The sequence below is a fragment of the Actinocorallia populi genome (assembly GCF_002995495.1).
In the GTDB taxonomy this organism is placed as follows: domain Bacteria; phylum Actinomycetota; class Actinomycetes; order Streptosporangiales; family Streptosporangiaceae; genus Actinocorallia; species Actinocorallia populi.
Genome location: NZ_PVZV01000007.1, coordinates 414,235 through 430,731, shown reverse-complemented (window position 1 = coordinate 430,731; position 16,497 = coordinate 414,235). Strand labels below are relative to the sequence as shown.

Here is a 16,497-nt window from a genome sequence, read left to right as displayed (position 1 = left end):
CCTCCGGCCTCGGTCAGCGCGCCGTCTTGGGGGCGGGAGTGAAACGCACCTTGAAGGTCTCGTAGCCCGACACGAAGTTCGCCGGGCGGTGGGCGGGCTCCCCGTCGTCGACCGGTTCGATGTCGGGCAGGCGCTGGAGCAGCTGCTCGAACATCACGCGCAGCTCCAGCCGGGCGAGGCTGTTGCCGAGGCAGAAGTGCGGCCCGTTGCCGAAGGCGATGTGGTCGTTGGGGAACCGCGTGACGTCGAACCGGTCGGGGTCGGTGAAGACCTCCTCGTCCCGGTTGGCCGACGGGTACAGCAGCAGGACCTTGTCGCCCTCCTTGATCGTCCGCCCGCGCAGCTCGAAGTCGCGGGTGGCGGTGCGGTTCATGTTCTTGATGGGGGAGACCCAGCGCAGCATCTCCTCGACGGCGGTCGGGATGCGGCCGGGGTCGTCGATGAGCAGCCGCCGCTGGTCGGGGTTGACGCACAGCTGGTACATGCCGCCGGAGATGACGTGCCGGGTGGTCTCGTCGCCGCCGATGAGGATGAGCAGGGACTCCTGGACGAGCGAGTCGTGGTCGAGCCTGTCCCCGTCGACCTCGGCGTGGACGAGGGTGCTCAGCAGGTCGTCCATCGGGCACTTGCGGCGTTCTTCGACGGCCTGGCCCGCGTACTCGGTGAAGCCGTTGAAGGCGTCGCCCGCCTTGACCATCAGCTCCGGGTTGTCGCCTCCGGTGAGGCCCCTGACCATGTCGTCGGACCAGGTGAGCAGGAGCCCCCGGTCCTCCGGCCGGAAGCCCAGCGCGTCGCCGATGACGATCATCGGGAGCATCGCGGCGATGTCGGCGACGAAGTCGCACTCGCCGCGCTCGCAGACCGCGTCGATGATCTCGTCGCAGACCCGGCGCAGGTACTCCTCCTGGTCGGCGACCCGGCGCGGGGTGAAGCCGCTGCTGACCAGCTTGCGGCGCATCTTGTGCTGCGGGTCGTCCATGTCGATCATCATCGGCATGGCGAAGGAGTCGGGCCGGATGCCCTGGGCGTTGGAGAAGACCTCGGGCGTGCGGGAGGCCATCCTCAGGTCGGCGTGCTTGGACAGGCCCCACACCCCCGAGTGGGGGTCCAGGTAGACCGGGGCGTTCTCCCGCATCCAGCGGAACGCGTCATGCGGGTTGCGGCCCCAGAACTCTCCGCTGATCAGGTTGATGGCGTTGTTGACAGGCTGTTCGGGCATGGGACCTGCTTTCTTGCCGGGGTGGGGGTTGCGTTCTCAGGAGCCGTCGCGCTGGACCACCAGCGGCAGCTTCGCCAGACCGCGGACGTTGCTGGAGTAGTGCCGCTCCACCCCGTCCGGGTCGATGGTGAAGTCGGGGAAGCGCTTGAGCAGCTCCTCGAACGCCACGCGGGTCTCCAGGCGGGCCAGGGAGGCGCCCAGGCACAGGTGCCGGCCGAAGCCGAAGCTGACGTGCCGGTCGATGTCGCGGTGGATGTCGAAGGCCTCGGGGTCGGGGTACTTGCGCTCGTCGTGCACGGCCGAGCCGGTGATCAGGATGACGCGCTGGTCGGCGGGGATGACGGTGCCGCGCACCTCCACCTCGCGGGTCGTCCAGCGGCCCTGGTAGTGCGAGGGCGGGTCCCAGCGCAGCATCTCCTCGACGGCCTGGGGGATCAGGCCCGGGTCGGCGACGAGCTCGCGGCGCTGGCCGGGGTACCAGGCCAGCGCGATGACGCCGTTGGGGATGAGTTTGGCGACGGTCTCGTGCCCGGCGAAGGCCAGTTCCAGGAACCGGGAGGCCAGCTCGTTGTCGCCCAGGGAGCGCAGGTTGCCCTCCTCGTCCTCCACCTCGGTGTTCATCAGCATCGTGATGACGTCGTCGCCGGGGTTCCTGCGCCGCTCCTTGACCAGCTCCGTCAGCAGCACCAGCAGTTCGGCGCTGGCCTCGTAGACGTCCGGCGGGATGGTCATGTCCTCGCGCCGGGCGGCGACCCGGTCGCTGAGGTGGTGGATGCGCTCCCGCTCGGCGACGGGGATGCCGATGAGCTCGCTGATGACGTCCAGCGGCAGCCGGAAGGAGAACTCCTCCACCAGGTCGAACCGGTCGGTGTCGCGCACCTTGTCCAGCAGGTCGGCGGCGGTGCGCCGGATGAACGGCTCCAGCTGCGAGATCCGCCGGGGGGTGAACAGCCGGGCCACGATCTTGCGGTGGAAGGTGTGCTCCGGCGGGTCCTTGACGATGAGGAACGGCGCGCCCTGGTCGACGCCCTCGATGGTGACGCCGTGCGCGCTGGAGAACACGTCGGTGTCGAGGTGGGCGGCGATGACGTCCTCGTAGCGGGACAGCGCCCAGAAGCCGACCTCCTCGTTGCGGTAGACGGGTGCCTCGTCGCGGAGCGCCTTGTAGACGGGGAAGGGGTTGTGGACCGTCTCGCGGTTGAACGGGTTGTACTCGACCATTCAGGACTCCTTGCGGGACGGGAGGAGAGGCCGGCCGGAGGCGTCCACCACGGCGGTGGGGGAGCGCAGGGTGAGGTGCTCAAGGCACACGCCGGGCCTGCCCAGGGCGGAGGCCACGACGCCGAGCAGCACGTCGGCGACGTCCTGCGGATCCATCATCTCCTCCTGGGCCAGGCCCCTGGAGATCCAGTCCCGCAGCATCCGGTCGAGGATCGCCGCCTCGAAGTCGACGCCGAAGTCGGTGGGGAAGGAGGCGCCGACGGTCACGGTGGTGAAGCGCATCCGGGGGTGCTCGATCCGCCAACTCTCGATCATGCGCTCCAGCGCGGCCTTGCTGGTGGAGTAGGCGCCGATCCCCGGGCGGGGCTGCCCCACGCTCTCGGAGGACAGCGCCACCACCATGGCGTCGTGCTCCAGCAGGGGCAAGCAGCCGCGCAGCAGCCTGCCGACGCTCAGCACGTTGGTCTCGAAGAGGCGCCGCCAGTCGTCGTCCCCGGTGTCGGCGATCAGCCGCATGGGGGCCGCCCCGATGCAGGAGACGATGAGGTCGAGGCCGCCGAGCCGGTCCCGCACCGCCTCGACCAGCCGGGCGCAGTCCTCCTCGCGCGTGAGGTCGGCGGCGACGGCCTCGCCGCCGCCCGCCTCCTCCCGCAGCGACTCCAGCTGCTCGGCGCGCCGGGCGGCCAGGACGACGCGCGCCCCCGCCTTGACGGCTCCCACGGAGAAGGCGCGGCCGATGCCCGCCGAAGCTCCGACCACGAGGACGCGGGCTCCGGCGAGTGAGGAGAGGTCGTTGTTCGACATGTGTGGGTACCGTCCCGTCAGCAGGCTTCGGCGATGGTCTTGATCTCGAGGTATTCCTCGAAGCCCGCGAGGCCGCTCTCCCTGCCGACGCCGCTCTGCTTGTATCCGCCGAAGGGGGCGTCGGCTCCGTAGTAGAGGCCGCCGTTGATGGAGATGGTGCCGGTGCGGATCCGGTTGGCGACCGCGCGGGCGCGTTCGTCCGAGGCGCTGCAGACCATGCCGGACAGGCCGTAGGGGGAGTTGTTGGCGATCGCGACGGCGTCGTCGTCGCCGTCGTGGGCGATCACCACGATGACGGGGCCGAAGATCTCCTCCTGGGCGACGGTGGCGTCGGGGGTGACTCCGGTCAGTACGGTCGGCTCGACGTAGTAGCCGCGCGCGAGGTGTTCGGGCCGGCCGCCGCCGAGCGCGATCTGCGCGCCTTCGGCGACGCCCTTGTCGATGTAGCCCAGGACGCGGTCGCGCTGGCGGGCGTTGATGAGCGGGCCCATGAGCACGCCCGGATCGGTCGGGTCGCCGCAGGGCCAGCCGGTCAGCGTGTTCACCAGCTTCTCGACGCCCTCGTCGTAGCGCTCACGCGGCAGGATCAGGCGGGTGAGGATGGCGCAGCCCTGCCCGGCGTGCGTGGTGATCTGGAAGGCGGCGTTGCCGACGACGGCGTTCATGTTCGCGTCGTCCAGGGCGATGAGGGCGGACTTGCCGCCGAGTTCGAGGAACACCTTCTTGATGTTCTCCGCGCCCGAGCGCATGACCTTGCGGCCGGTGGCGGTCGAGCCGGTGAAGGAGATCATGTCGACCCGGGGGTCCTCGGACAGCTGCTGCCCGAGCTCGTGGCCGGATCCGGCGACGACGTTGAACACCCCGGCGGGGATGTCGGTCTCCTCGGCGACGATGCGGCCCAGCAGGGTGGCGTTCCACGGGGTGTCGGGGGCGGGTTTGAGCACGACGGTGCAGCCCGCAGCCAGCGCGGAGACGATCTTCGCCAGGACGATCTGGACGGGGAAGTTCCACGGGGTGATCGCGCCGACCACGCCGATCGGCTCGCGGCGGACGATGCGGCGGCTCTTGATGCCGAAGGGGGAGGCCACGCCCAGGTCGGTCTCCCACGCGTAGTTCTCGGCGAGGTCGGCGACCCAGCCGATGCCCTCGACGGGAGAGGCGAACTGGGCGCCGTCGGTGAGGGTGACCGGGCAGCCGACCTCGGCCACGATCGCGGCCTTGAACTCCTCGGCGTGCTCGGTCAGGGCCTCCTGGAGCCGGCGCAGGCAGCGCACCCGCAGGGCGTGGTCGCTCGCCCAGGACGTGGTGTCGAAGGCGCGGCGGGCCGCGGCGATCGCCCGGTCCATGTCGGCTGCCGTGGCGTCGGCGGTGTGTCCGATCACCTCTTCGGTGGCGGGGTTGACGTTGGGAAACGTGCGCCCGTCCGAGGCGGGCACGAGCTCGCCGTCGATGAGGAGGAGCTGCTCGCGTCCGGTGCCCGATGTCATGGAGCCTCCGAGGGGTGGGCGGTGGCCCGGGGGTGCCCCTGACCACGCGGATCGGATTTTGAAAACTTGATGATATATATTATCGCTATATCGGGTGCCGGCCAACGCCGGTTCGGGACGGCGGGCACCGCCTTCATGGAAACGCTCCACTGAGGAGGGCGCGGATGCGCTTCGCGGACAAGGTCGCCATCGTCACCGGCGGGGGCCAGGGCATCGGAGAGACCTACGCCAAGTCCCTCGCCGAGCAGGGAGCGAGGGTCGTCGTCGCCGACCTCAACACCGAACAGGCCGCCCGGGTGGCCAAGGAGATCGAGTCCGCGGGCGGCGCCGCGCTCGCCGTCCGGGTCGACGTCTCCGACCCGGAGAGCGCGCTGGCCATGGGGGCCGCGGCCGAGGAGGCCTTCGGCGGGGTGGACTACCTGGTCAACAACGCCGCCATCTACGGCGGCATGCAGATCGAGTCCCTGCTGAAGGTGGACCTCGACTACTACCAGAAGTTCATGGCCGTGAACATGAACGGCGCCCTGCACTGCACCCGCGCGGTCTACCGGAGCATGCGCAGGCGCGGCGGCGGCGTGGTCGTCAACCAGTCGTCCACGGCGGCCTGGATGGCGGGCGGCTTCTACTCCATCGCCAAGGCCGCGATCAACAGCCTGACCGTCAACCTCGCGGCCGAGATGGGCTGGATGAACATCCGCGTCAACGCCATCGCGCCCGGCCCGACCGACACCGCGGCCACCCGTTCGGTGGTGGGGGACATGGTCGACCCGCTGGTCAACGAACTGATCATCAAGCGGATCGGCACGCCGCAGGACCACGTCGGCGCGCTGCACTTCCTGCTGTCGGACGAGGCGTCCTGGGTGACCGCCCAGATCCTCGCCGTCGACGGAGGGCACATCGTCCGGCTGTGAACCGGACCCGTACGCCAAGAGCCCGTGTCCGGGAGCGGAACCGCTCCTTCGACACGGGCTCTTCTTCATCCCTCGGACTGTACAGACCGGGCATTCCGTCGGGAAGACCCGAGGCGAGACCAGAGTCTCATACCGCGGTCGGCCGAGCTTGCGGAAGAACTGGCGGATGTCGTCGATCAGCAGGTCGGGGGCGTCGTGGGCGGCCCAGTGGCTGCCCCGGTCGTAGGTGTTCCAGTGCACGATGTTCGCGTGGTCGCGTTCGGCGAAGCGGCGGATCGGGCGGAAGTCGTAGGCGAAGGAGGCCAGCCCCAGGGGGAAGCCGGTCGGCCCTTCGGCGCGGGCGGCGCGGTGGTTCTCGTAGTAGAAGCGGGCCGAGGACGCCGAGGTGTTGGTCAGCCAGTAGATCGAGGCGTTGGCGAGCACCAGGTCGGGGTCGGGCACCCCGCCCAGGAGTTGGCCGGTGTCAGCTCTTGGCCGCCGCCAGGGTCTGTCTGGCGATGACGACCTGCTGGACCTGGCTGGTGCCTTCGTAGATGCGGAACAGGCGTACGTCGCGGTAGAACCGCTCCACCACGACGCCGCGCATGTACCCGGCGCCGCCGTACACCTGGACGGCGCGGTCGGCGATGCGTCCGACGGCCTCGCTGGCGAAGTACTTGGCGCAGGAGGGCCCCATACGGGTGTCGGAGCCGTCGTCGAAGGCGCGGGAGGCCTCCATCACCAGGGAGCGCGCCGCGTACAGGTCGGTCTGGGAGTCGGCGATCAGCCCCTGGATGAGCTGGAATTCGGCGATCGGGTGGCCGGACTGCCTGCGTTCGAGCGCGTAGGCGACGGTCTCGTCGACCAGGCGCTGGGACGCGCCGACGCACAGCGCGGCGATGTGGAGCCGCCCGTGGGCGAGGCAGCGCATGGCGGTGATGTAGCCGTTGCCGCGTCCTTCGGGTCCGCCGACCAGGGCATCCGCGGGTACCCGGACGTTCTCCAGATACACCTCGGCCGTCCACGCGCCGTGCTGGCCCATCTTCTTGTCCTTGGGGCCGACGGTCAGGCCGGGGGCGTCGGCGGGGACGAGGAAGACGGAGATGTCGCGGGAGGCCTTGGGGTTCTCGCCGTGGCGGGCGAAGACCATGAAGACGTCGGCGACGGGCGCGTTGGTGATGTAGCGCTTGCTCCCGGACAGGACGTAGGTGTCGCCGTCCCGGCGGGCGGAGGTCTTCAGCCCGGCGGGGTCGGAGCCCGCCTCGTCCTCGGTGAGGGCGAAGGAGGCCGTCCACTCACCGGAGGCCAGGCGCGGCAGGTACGCCTTCTTCTGCTCCTCGGTGCCGCCTTCCAGGAGGACGTGCCCGGCGATGCCGTTGTTGGTGCCGAACAGGGACCGGAACGACGGCGTGGTGTAGCCGAGCTCCATGACCAGGCGTGCCTCCTGGGCCATGGACAGGCCGAGGCCGCCGTACTGCTCGGGGATGGCGAACCCGTACAGGCCCATGTCGGCCGCCGCGCGGCGCAGCTCGGCGGGCATCTCGTCACTCTCGTCGATCTCGGCCTCGCGCGGGAGGACCCGCTCGCGCACCAGGGCGCGCACCGCGCCGACGATCTCCTTGACGTCGCTGTCGTCCATGTGACCGGGAACCTCGTCCTTCTTCACGGGGATGTGGGGTGGAGCGGCGGTCAGCCGCGGGGGACCTCGCGCCAGGGCCTTCCCTCCCACGGGTCGGGCTCCTTGGGCAGGCCGAGGACCCGCTCGGCGAGGATGTTCTTGTTGACCTCGCTGGTGCCGCCCTCGATGGTGTTGGCCCTGCTGCGCAGCATGCCCCGCACCTCGGCGGGCATGTGCTCGGCGTAGGCGGCCAAGGGGTCGGACGCGGCGGTTTCCGAGGGCGTGCCCTCCCAGGCGGTGGCGCCCAGGCCGAGCATGCGCGCGGCGGCGGCCTGCATGCGCTGGTTGAGCTCCGAGCCGTGGACCTTGCCGATCGAGCTCTCCGGGCCGGGCGGCAGGCCCGCCTTCAGGCCGGCGCGCACCCGCATGTTGGTCCAGCCGCGGATCTGCTCCTCGCACCACAGGCGGACGAGTTCGTGCCGGGTCCCGGCGTCGTCCCAGCCGTGGGGCAGGCCCTGTCCGGAGCGCTCGAGGGCGAGGTCGATGAGGCGGCGGCTGCCGGAGCCGCCGATGCGGTCGACGCCGCCGGAGCCGGATCCGGAGACCATCTGGCGTTCGCCGCTGAGCGTCGCCCGCGCCACGCGCCAGCCGTCGTTCACCTCGCCGATGCGCTGGGAGTCGGGTACGTACGCGCCGTCGAGGAAGACCTCGTTGAAGTCGACCTCGCCGCCGATGTGGGGGAGCGGCCGGACGTCCACGCCGGGTCGGCGCATGTCGATGAGGAAGTAGGTGATGCCCTTGCGCTTGGGGGCGCCGGGGTCGGTGCGGGCCAGCAGGACGCCGAAGTCGGCCAGGTGGGCCCAGGTCGTCCAGACCTTCTGGCCGGTGATCCGCCAGCCGTCGCCGTCGCGTTCGGCGCGGGTGGCCAGCGAGGCCAGGTCGCTGCCCGCGCCCGGCTCGCTGAACAGCTGGCACCAGACCTCCTCGTTGGAGACGATCTTCGGCAGGAAGCGGAGCCGCTGTTCCTCGGTGCCGTGGGCGAAGAGCGCCGATGCGGTGAGGTTCAGGCCCAGGGGGTTGAGCCGCGGCAGGTGGTAGGGGGCCAGCAGCCGTTCGGCCGCCTGCGCGAGTCTCCGCGGCCAGCCCAGCCCGCCGTACTCCACCGGCCACTGGGGCACGACCAGGCCGCTGCGGGCGAAGGCGGGGTACCACGCCCGGTACTCGTCGGGGGTGCGCACGGTGCGCACCAGGCTCGGCCCGCCTCGTTCTCCGGCCTCCCGCCAGGCTTCGGGCACCTCCCGTTCGACCCACTCCTTCACGGCGGCCCGCGCGGCGTCTTCGTCATGGCACTCGGCCAGGGACGGAACCTCGCTCATCTCCGGTCTCCTCTCGCCTCGCTCGGCGCGCGGCCGAGGCGGATCGTCACTGTGTGCACCGCCGTGCCCCCCTGGCCTCGGTCAGGCCCGTTTCCAGGGCCTGCCACAGGGCGCGTTTCGTCGCGGCGACGGCCTGCGGGTCGTTCTGCGCGATGCGCTCGGCCAGGCGTTGGGCGGCGGGGCGCAGCCCGTCGGGGGCGACGACCTCGCTGACCCAGCCCAGCCGCAGGGCGTCGGCGGCGGAGACGCGCTCGTGGGCGCCCAGAAGGGCCATGCGCGCGACGGGGCCGAAAGCCGCGCGGCGGGCCAGCGCGATGGTCTCGAAGGCGCTGACCTGGCCCACCGAGACGTGGGGGTCGAGGAAGGACGCATCCTCCGAGGCGATGACGATGTCGGAGTCGACCACGAAGTGCAGGCCGCCCCCGGCGCAGACCCCGTTGACGGCGGTGACCACGGGCTTGGCGACGCCCAGGTGCCAGGCCGTCAGCCGGAGGTCGGCACGCTTCGTCCGGCGGGACATCTCACGCAGCGCGCCGGGGTCGCGGTTGAGCTGGACCACGTCCAGGCCGGTCTGGAACGCCGCGCCCTCGCCGGTGACGACGATCGTGCGCACGTCCGGGTCGGCGTCCAGTTCGCGCCATGCCTCGGGGAGGGCGGCCATCATGGCGGCGTCCATGGCGTTGCCCCGCCCGGGGCGGTTGAAGATCAGCCAGCCGACGGGTCCGTGCCGCTCGACCAGCAGGGTCTCGCCCATTCTCGCCCGACCTCCCTGAAACCCGCCTGGTTTCGCGCATAGTTTATATTTGATATCAATATCACAGGACAGGGTCGTGCTGCCTGCGGTGACGCCGGCCGAGGCAAGGAGACGGAGCTTGGCAACTGGGAAGATCACGGACGAAGGGGTGGCACGCTTGCGCTCCCGCATCGGTGTCCCGCAGCTTTATCCGGCCCCGCCGCACTACCGGCGGCCCGGTGAGGACGCCTTCCGGCACGTCGCCTGGGCCTACGGCGACGACAACCCGCTGTGGGCGGACCCCTCCTATGCGGCGGGCACCCGGTGGAAGGGCTCGATCGCCCCGCCCGCCCTCGTCGGCGGCGACAGCCTGGTCGGCGAAGACGTCCTCACCGAGGCGGAGCTGGCCCGGCAGGGCGAGCTCAAGGGCGATCCGCTGCGCGGTGTGCACGCCTTCTACGCCGCCAGCGAGCGCGAATGGTGGGCCCCGCTCACCCCCGGCCACCGCGTTCTCCGGCGCACCGCGCTGGTCGGCGTGGTCGACAAGCCGAGCGAGTTCGGCGGGCGCGGTGTCCAGGAGTGGACGTCGCAGGCGTTCCAGACCGACGACGGCACCCTGCTCGGCGCGCAGTACCGCATGATGTACCGCACCGAGCGGGAGAAGGCCCGCGAGCGCAAGAAGTACGACGGCGTCACCATCGAGCCCTGGAGCGAGGAGGGCATCGCCGAACTCGACGCCCGGTACGCGGCCGAGAAGCCGAGGGGCGCCGAGCCGCGCTGGTGGGAGGACGTCGAGGAGGGCCAGGCGGTCGGCCCCCTGGTGAAGGGGCCGCTGACCGTCACCGACATGGTCTGCTGGCACGTCGGCATGGGCATGGGCATGTACAACGTCGCCCCGCTGCGGCTGGCGCACCACAACAGGCAGCGGATTCCCCGCTTCTACCACCGCGACGAGCTGGGCGTCCCGGACGCCATGCAGCGGGTGCACTGGGATCCGGCGTTCGCCCGCAAGTCCGGCAACCCCACCACGTTCGACTACGGGCGGATGCGCGAGACGTGGCTGATCCACGCCTGCACCGACTGGATGGGCGACGACGCCTGGCTGTGGCGGCTGCGGGTGGAGTTCCGCAAGTTCAACTACGTCGGCGACGTGCAGTGGGTCGAGGGCGAGGTCGTCCGCAAGTACCTCGCCGAGGGCGATCGCCCGGCCGTGGACCTGGAGCTGCGCACCCGCAACCAGCGCGGCGAGGTCACCTCCCCGGCTTCGGCGACCGTGCTGCTGCCCAGCCGCGAGCACGGCGCGGTCCGGCTGCCCGAGCCGCCCGGCGCCGCCACCACCCTGGAGGACGCCTTCGACGCGACCATCGACCGTTTCGCCCGGGAACGCTGATGGACGAGAACGAGCTGAGGCTGCTGCGCGACTCCGTCCGCGAGGCCCTGACCGCGCTGTCGCCCTCCTCGGCGGTCCGTGAGCAGATGGCGGGCGAGGACGGCTGGGACCGCGCGATGTGGCGGCGGCTGTGCCGCGAGCTGGGCCTGGCCGGTTTCATGGTGCCCGAGGAGCACGGCGGCGGCGGGTTCTCCGCCGTCGAGCTCGGCGGGGTCTTCGAGGAGGCCGGGCGCACCCTCCTGTGCGCGCCCCTGCTGGCCACGGCCGGGCTTGCCATCCCGCTGCTCCTCGCCCTCGGCGACCCCGAGGCGAACAAGCGCTACCTGCCGGGGCTGTGCGACGGCTCCCTCACCGCCACCGTCGTGACGGCCGACGCCTCGGGCAGGCCGCTGCCCGGGAGCCTCCCGGTGGAACTCGGAGTCCGGGACGGCGTTCCCGCCGTCTCGGGGACCGCCGGATTCGTGCTGGACGGTGCGACCGCCGGTGTGATCCTGGTGCCCGTCCGAGCCGGCGAGGGAACGGCCGTCTACGCCGTCGACACCGCCGCGCCGGGTGTCACGGTGACCCCGCTGATGACGCTCGACCGCACCCGCAGGCAGGCCAAGGTCTCCTTCCGGGACGCACCCGCCGTTCGGGTGGGAGAGGGGGACGCCACCCCGGCGCTGGAGAAGGCGCTGGACCTCGCGCGGGCGATGCTCGCCGCCGAGCAGGCGGGCGGTGCGGCCGTCTGCTTGGAGACGGCCGTCGAGTACGGGAAGACGCGGGTGCAGTTCGGCCGTCCGATCGGGAGCTTCCAGGCTTTCAAGCAGAAGGCGGCGAGCCTGCTCATCCAGGTCGAGTCCGCACGGAGTGCCGCCGAAGCCGCGGCCCAGGCCGCGGCCGCGGCGTTCGACCCCGAAACGGCGGTGCGGCTGCCGGGGCTGCCGGAACTGGAGACGGTGGCCTCGGTCGCGCAGCTCTACTGCTCGGAGGCGTATGTCGCGGTGGCCGCCGAGAACATCCAGCTCCACGGCGGCATCGGCTTCACCTGGGAGCACGACGCCCACCTGTACTTCAAGCGGGCCTGGGCGAGCCGGGAGATGCTCGGCCGCCCCGAGGAGCACACCGAACGGCTGGCCGGGATTCTGGCGGCGCAGGCCGTCCGGCCCGCGCTCTGAAAGGCGGAGCACGTGAGCGAACACACCCGCGGACCCGCGGACGGCGGCCTGGCCGCCTTCCTGCTGGACCACGACGATGCCGCAGACACCCCCGTCCTGCACTGGAAGGACGGTTCGCGTACCCGCGGTGAGCTCATCGACGCCGTGAAGGTGCTGGCCGGGCGGCTCGGTCCGGTGGCCGGGCGGCCCGTCGCCTGCCTGGTGGACGACGGGGTGCGCGCGATCACCACGATGTTCGCGGCCTGGCTGGCGGGAGGCGTCTACGTCCCCGTCAACGCCAGGCTCACCGACACCGAGGTGCGCGGCCAGCTGCTCGCCCAGGCCCCGGCGCTGGTCGTCACCGGACCAGGGCAGGCCGCGCGGGTGCCCGAGGGCATCGGCGTGCTGGTGGAGGAGGCTCCGGGGAGCTGGGCGCTGCTCCGGCCCGCCGCCGACCCCTCCGGACCATGCTTCGGTGAGGACGAGGCGGTGGTCATGCGGACGTCCGGTACCACGGGGGAGTCCAAGCCCGTCGTGCTGAGCCACAAGGGCGTCCGTGACGGCATCGACACGGTCATCGCCAAGCTGCGCGGAGGCGCGGCCAGGGGCGGCCGTCCGCCGATGCCCAACCTCATCCCCACCTCGCAGGCGCTGTGGGCGGGGGCATGGAACGCGTTGTTCTCCTTCCGGCTGGGCGCGCCCGTCATCCTCATGGACCGTTTCGATCCGGTGGAGTACGCCGAGCTGGTCAAGCGCTTCGCGCTCAGGTCCACGATCCTGGCGCCCGCGATGATGACGATGCTGCTCGAGGACTCCCGGGTCAGCGACCTGGGCGGGCTGCGGTTCGTGCGTTCGGTGACCGCGCCGCTGGCTCCCGACCAGGCGCGTGCCTTCCGCGCGAGGTTCGGCGTGGACGTGCTGAACTCCTACGGCCAGACCGAGCTGGGCGGCGAGGTCGTCGGCTGGACCGCCTCCGACACCCGCGAGTTCGGCTCCGCCAAGCTGGGCGCGGTCGGCCGCGCCCATCCCGGCGTCGAGATCCGCATCCTCGACGACGAGCGCGGTGGGCTCCCGGCCGGTGAGCCCGGCGAGATCTGGATCAGGTCGCCGTTCGCCCACACCGCGGACCTGCCGGCCGGCCGGATCGCCGACGGGTTCCTGCGCACCGGCGACCTGGGCCGCCTGGACGCCGACGGGTTCCTGTGGATCGAGGGCCGGGTGTCGGACATGGTCAACCGCGGCGGGCTCAAGATCGTCCCGCAGGAGGTGGAGGCGGCGCTGCGTCGGCACCCGGCGGTCGCCGACGCCTGCGTGGCGGGCGTGCCGGACGCCCGGTTGGGCGAGGCACCCGTCGCCTGGGTGCGCCCCGTGGCGGGGGAGCGGCCGGAGGAGGCCGAGTTGCTGTCCTTCCTGCGCCGCGACCTGGCGGGCTACAAGGTGCCGGTGGCGGTGCGCTTCGTCGCGGACTTCCCCCGCACGGAGATAGGCAAGGTGCTCCGGCGTGAACTCGTCGCGGGCTTCGACCGATCCCCCGAAGGATCCGAGGAAACGGAGAGTCGATGAGCTACCAGACCCTGGAGGTCACCCGCAGGGGCCGCGTCGGCTGGCTGGTGTTCGACCGCCCCGAGGTGCGCAACGCGATGAACAACGCGATGCGCGACGAACTCCGCCAGGCCTGGACGGAGCTGGCCGAGGACCCGGAGGTGCGGGTGATCGTGAACGCCGCGAACGGGAAGTCCTTCCAGACCGGCGCGGACGTGCTGGAGCTGGCCACCGACGGTATCGGCATGGAGCGCTACCGCAAGTCGGTGGAGGCCTGGGACCTGGGCTTCACCAGCTGGCAGCTGGGCATCGACAAGCCGGTCATCGCCGCGGTGAACGGCATCTGCGCCGGAGGCGGCCTGCACTTCGTGGCCGACGCCGACATCGTGCTGGCCGCTTCGGACGCCGCCTTCACCGACCCACACGTCTCCGTCGGGCAGACCAGCGCGATCGAGACCATCGCGCTGATGCGCAAGATGCCCGCCGAAGCGGTCCTGCGCATGGCGCTCGTCGGCAAGTACGAGCGCATGAGCGCGGCCCGCGCCCTGCAGCTCGGCCTGGTCAGCGAGGTGATCGACCCGCCGGAGCGGTTGCACGAGGCGGCCCAGGAGCTCGCCGAGAAGATCGCCCGCAACTCGCCCGCCGCGGTGCGCGCCACCAAGCGCGCCCTGTGGGGGGCGCTGGAGCACGGCCTGACCGACGCGTGCCGTGCCGGTGCCGCTGAGCTCACCGGCCTGTGGGGCCATCCCGACCAGGCCGAGGGCCCCGCGGCCTTCGCCGAGAAACGCGAACCGCAGTGGCTCGTTTAGCGCACGTCCGGCCGTGGATCGTTCAGTGCGCGTCAGCGCTCGTTCAGCCACGGGCGGTGCGCCGTCAGGCGCACATCCGGCTGTGGAAGGCCGAGCGACCGTGTCACTCCGGGGCGCCGGTGGGGACCGGCGCCCGGCGGGGGGCTACAGCCCCTGGAAGTCCGGGGTCCGGCGTTCGACGAAGGCCTTCATGCCCTCGCGGAAGTCGGGGCTGCGGGAGCTCAGCTCCATGGCGTACGCCTCGTCGCCGAGATGGCGGCGCAGATCGTGGTCGGGCGCGGCGTTCAGGAGGCCTTTGGTGAGGCCGAGGGCGACGGTCGGCCCGGCGGCCAGCCGGGCCGCCAGCTCTGCGGCGGTCTCGGCCACCTCGGCGGCGGGGACGGCGCGGTGGGCGACGCCCCATTCGACGGCCTCGGCGCCGTTGAGCCTGCGGTCGAGCATGAGCAGCTCGCGTGCCCGGACGGTGCCCACGACGCGGGGGAGGAGCCAGGTGCTGCCGGAATCGGGGGTGAAGCCCCGGCGCAGGAACGGGTACCAGAAGACGGCGTCCTCGGCGGTGATGGTGAAGTCCGCGGCGAGCGCGAGCTGGGCGCCGATGCCCACGGCCCAGCCGCGCACCGCGCACACCACCGGCAGTTGGAGCTCCAGCAGCAGCGGGATCAGCCGGTTGGCCTGGACGGGCATGCGCCGCTGGATGCTGCCGGTCCGCGGTCTGGGCGCGGCCTCGCCGCGCTTGTTGCGGCCGACGATGTCGAAGCCGCTGCAGAAGTCGTCACCCGCCCCGGTCAGCAGGACGGCCCGCAGCCCGTCGTCGGTGGAGGCGGTCTCCAGCGCCCTGATGAGCCCCTCCATGGAGGTGTCGTTGAGGGCGTTGCGCCGTCCGGGCAGGTCGAGGACGAGCCGGAGCACCCCGGCGTCGTCGGTCTCGACGGCCAGACCGGGCACCGATGCGTAACGGGTCATATGGCTCCTCCGCAGGATGGCTTGTAGTTTTAATATAATAAACAATCCAATGTGAGGAGGGCCCCGTGCCCCAAGCCGAAGGGCTGCTGTCCGGACTGCGCGTCGTCGAATGCTCGATGCTCGGCCCCGGCGCCGTCTCCACCCCGCTCGCCGACCTCGGTGCCGACGTCATCAAGGTCGAACCCCCGTCCGGCGACTACATCCGCTCGATGAGCTGGCCGATCGTCCGGGGCGACTCCCTGCTGCACCTGCACATCAGCCGCGGCAAGCGCAGCATCGTGCTGGACCTGCGCACCGAGGCGGGCCGGGAGACCTTCCTGGAGCTGGCCGCCCGGGCCGACGTCGTGGTGGAGGCGATGCGCCCCGGTGGCTTGGACCGTCGGGGCCTGGGCTACGCGAAGCTGCGCGAGGTCAATCCGAAGGTCGTCATGTTCACGATCTCCGGATACGGGATGACCGGTCCCTACCGGGATCTGCCCAGTCATGGCATCGCCTACGACGCCTGGGCCGGCACCGTCGCCCCCGTCCCCGGCCCCGACGGCCTCCCGTCGATCCCCGATCACACCTCGATCGGGATCACCGCCGGTCCGCTCTTCGGCACCGCCGCCGTGCTCGCCGCCGTCCTGCGCGCCCGCGAGACCGGCCGGGGCTGCCACCTGGAGGTCGCCCAGTCCGACGCGGCGGCGGCCTTCGACTGGCTGCGCAGCGAGACCCACCGCGCCTACGCCCGCCCCGAGGACGAGGTCACCGGCAACCCCACCGACGGCTACGAGCGTCGTCCGCCCGGTACCGGCGGCATGGACGAGGGGGTGCGTTACCAGTTCTACGCCTCCAAGGACGGCCACGTGCTGTTCATGGCCTCCGAGCGCAAGTTCTGGCAGAACTTCTGCGAGGCCATCGGCCGCAAAGACCTGTTCGACGCGCGGCCGGGCGAGAAGCTCGCCGACCATGCCCGAGGCGACCTTCCCCTGCGCCACGAACTGGCCGCCGTCTTCGCCACCCGCACCACGGCCGAGTGGATCGAGTTCGGCCTGGCCCACGATGTGCCCCTCGGCCCGGTGAACACCCCGGAGACCATCGCCGCCGACCCGCAGTTCACCGACCGCATGCCCTGGCAGCCCGCCGAGCGTCTGGTCGCCGACCAGCTGCCCTTCCCCGTCCGGGTCGTGGGCGAGGCCCCGCCCGCCGCCACCCGTCCCGCCCCCGCCCCCGGCGAGCACACCGAGGAGATCCTCCGCGACGTCCTCGGCTACGACGACGCCCAGGTGAGCGCCCTCCGAGAATCCGGAGCCTTCGGGAGCTGACATCC

At 71.6% G+C, this 16,497-nt stretch carries 14 protein-coding genes; 6 read left to right on the top strand and 8 right to left on the bottom strand.

The annotated features are described in order from the left end of the window. Positions 1 to 13 precede the first annotated feature (13 nt). From C2865_RS28755 to C2865_RS28740, 4 genes are read right to left on the bottom strand one after another with little or no spacing between them, the layout of a single operon-like run. Entirely contained in the window at positions 14 to 1,219 is a 1,206-nt protein-coding gene (locus C2865_RS28755) for a cytochrome P450 (protein WP_106401718.1), read from the bottom strand. A gap of 36 nt (positions 1,220 to 1,255) precedes the next feature. Further along, positions 1,256 to 2,440, bottom strand: a complete 1,185-nt coding sequence (locus C2865_RS28750) for a cytochrome P450 (protein WP_106401717.1) — start codon at positions 2,438 to 2,440, stop codon at positions 1,256 to 1,258. Continuing rightward, entirely contained in the window at positions 2,441 to 3,244 is an 804-nt protein-coding gene (locus C2865_RS28745; RefSeq protein WP_106401716.1) for an SDR family oxidoreductase, read from the bottom strand. A 17-nt stretch (positions 3,245 to 3,261) separates the two neighbouring features. Continuing rightward, positions 3,262 to 4,731 carry an aldehyde dehydrogenase gene (locus C2865_RS28740; RefSeq protein ID WP_106401715.1) on the bottom strand — a complete coding sequence of 490 codons (1,470 nt, stop codon included), beginning with the start codon at positions 4,729 to 4,731 and terminating at the stop codon, positions 3,262 to 3,264. 164 nt (positions 4,732 to 4,895) lie between these two features. Here C2865_RS28740 and C2865_RS28735 point away from each other — a divergent pair, with 164 nt between their 5' ends. After that, positions 4,896 to 5,642, top strand: a complete 747-nt coding sequence (locus C2865_RS28735; RefSeq protein ID WP_106401714.1) for an SDR family oxidoreductase — start codon at positions 4,896 to 4,898, stop codon at positions 5,640 to 5,642. 463 nt (positions 5,643 to 6,105) lie between these two features. Here C2865_RS28735 and C2865_RS28725 read toward each other — a convergent pair whose 3' ends face one another. Genes C2865_RS28725 through C2865_RS28715 form a run of 3 tightly spaced genes read right to left on the bottom strand, consistent with a single transcriptional unit; the run spans position 6,106 to position 9,369 of the window. Then, the gene (locus tag C2865_RS28725) at positions 6,106 to 7,260 is read right to left on the bottom strand and encodes an acyl-CoA dehydrogenase family protein (protein WP_106401867.1); all 1,155 of its coding nucleotides are present in this window, start codon (positions 7,258 to 7,260) and stop codon (positions 6,106 to 6,108) included. Between the two features lie 50 nt (positions 7,261 to 7,310). Next, complete coding sequence (locus C2865_RS28720; protein WP_106401713.1) at positions 7,311 to 8,615, bottom strand: acyl-CoA dehydrogenase family protein; 1,305 nt, start codon at positions 8,613 to 8,615, stop codon at positions 7,311 to 7,313. A gap of 46 nt (positions 8,616 to 8,661) precedes the next feature. Continuing rightward, complete coding sequence (locus C2865_RS28715; protein WP_106401712.1) at positions 8,662 to 9,369, bottom strand: enoyl-CoA hydratase/isomerase family protein; 708 nt, start codon at positions 9,367 to 9,369, stop codon at positions 8,662 to 8,664. 118 nt (positions 9,370 to 9,487) lie between these two features. Between C2865_RS28715 and C2865_RS28710 the strand changes: the two genes are divergently transcribed. From C2865_RS28710 to C2865_RS28695, 4 genes are read left to right on the top strand one after another with little or no spacing between them, the layout of a single operon-like run. Beyond that, positions 9,488 to 10,738 (top strand): FAS1-like dehydratase domain-containing protein, encoded by a 1,251-nt coding sequence (locus tag C2865_RS28710; protein WP_106401711.1) that lies wholly within the window; start codon positions 9,488 to 9,490, stop codon positions 10,736 to 10,738. After that, complete coding sequence (locus tag C2865_RS28705; protein WP_106401710.1) at positions 10,738 to 11,895, top strand: acyl-CoA dehydrogenase family protein; 1,158 nt, start codon at positions 10,738 to 10,740, stop codon at positions 11,893 to 11,895. Before C2865_RS28710 ends, C2865_RS28705 begins: the two co-directional genes overlap by 1 nt. A 12-nt stretch (positions 11,896 to 11,907) precedes the next feature. Then, positions 11,908 to 13,437: a class I adenylate-forming enzyme family protein gene (locus C2865_RS28700; protein ID WP_106401709.1), complete on the top strand. Its 1,530-nt coding sequence runs from the start codon at positions 11,908 to 11,910 to the stop codon at positions 13,435 to 13,437. After that, complete coding sequence (locus tag C2865_RS28695) at positions 13,434 to 14,225, top strand: enoyl-CoA hydratase/isomerase family protein (protein ID WP_106401708.1); 792 nt, start codon at positions 13,434 to 13,436, stop codon at positions 14,223 to 14,225. The genes C2865_RS28700 and C2865_RS28695 overlap by 4 nt, the downstream gene beginning before the upstream one ends. Positions 14,226 to 14,369: 144 nt before the next feature. On the opposite strand, the gene C2865_RS28690 is transcribed toward C2865_RS28695, so the two are convergent. After that, positions 14,370 to 15,188, bottom strand: coding sequence for an enoyl-CoA hydratase-related protein (locus C2865_RS28690; RefSeq protein WP_106401707.1), 819 nt, complete (start codon positions 15,186 to 15,188; stop codon positions 14,370 to 14,372). A 65-nt stretch (positions 15,189 to 15,253) separates the two neighbouring features. Here C2865_RS28690 and C2865_RS28685 point away from each other — a divergent pair, with 65 nt between their 5' ends. Further along, complete coding sequence (locus tag C2865_RS28685; RefSeq protein WP_198653676.1) at positions 15,254 to 16,492, top strand: CaiB/BaiF CoA transferase family protein; 1,239 nt, start codon at positions 15,254 to 15,256, stop codon at positions 16,490 to 16,492. Positions 16,493 to 16,497: the final 5 nt, after the last annotated feature.

What these genes read in the sequence shown, in the direction of transcription:
- C2865_RS28755 (WP_106401718.1), bottom strand. Translation starts at nt 1,219, where the DNA reads ATGCCCGAACAGCCTGTCAACAACGCCATCAACCTGATCAGCGGAGAG.
- C2865_RS28750 (WP_106401717.1), bottom strand. Translation starts at nt 2,440, where the DNA reads ATGGTCGAGTACAACCCGTTCAACCGCGAGACGGTCCACAACCCCTTC.
- C2865_RS28745 (WP_106401716.1), bottom strand. Translation starts at nt 3,244, where the DNA reads ATGTCGAACAACGACCTCTCCTCACTCGCCGGAGCCCGCGTCCTCGTG.
- C2865_RS28740 (WP_106401715.1), bottom strand. Translation starts at nt 4,731, where the DNA reads ATGACATCGGGCACCGGACGCGAGCAGCTCCTCCTCATCGACGGCGAG.
- C2865_RS28735 (WP_106401714.1), top strand. Translation starts at nt 4,896, where the DNA reads ATGCGCTTCGCGGACAAGGTCGCCATCGTCACCGGCGGGGGCCAGGGC.
- C2865_RS28725 (WP_106401867.1), bottom strand. Translation starts at nt 7,260, where the DNA reads ATGGACGACAGCGACGTCAAGGAGATCGTCGGCGCGGTGCGCGCCCTG.
- C2865_RS28720 (WP_106401713.1), bottom strand. Translation starts at nt 8,615, where the DNA reads ATGAGCGAGGTTCCGTCCCTGGCCGAGTGCCATGACGAAGACGCCGCG.
- C2865_RS28715 (WP_106401712.1), bottom strand. Translation starts at nt 9,369, where the DNA reads ATGGGCGAGACCCTGCTGGTCGAGCGGCACGGACCCGTCGGCTGGCTG.
- C2865_RS28705 (WP_106401710.1), top strand. Translation starts at nt 10,738, where the DNA reads ATGGACGAGAACGAGCTGAGGCTGCTGCGCGACTCCGTCCGCGAGGCC.
- C2865_RS28695 (WP_106401708.1), top strand. Translation starts at nt 13,434, where the DNA reads ATGAGCTACCAGACCCTGGAGGTCACCCGCAGGGGCCGCGTCGGCTGG.
- C2865_RS28690 (WP_106401707.1), bottom strand. Translation starts at nt 15,188, where the DNA reads ATGACCCGTTACGCATCGGTGCCCGGTCTGGCCGTCGAGACCGACGAC.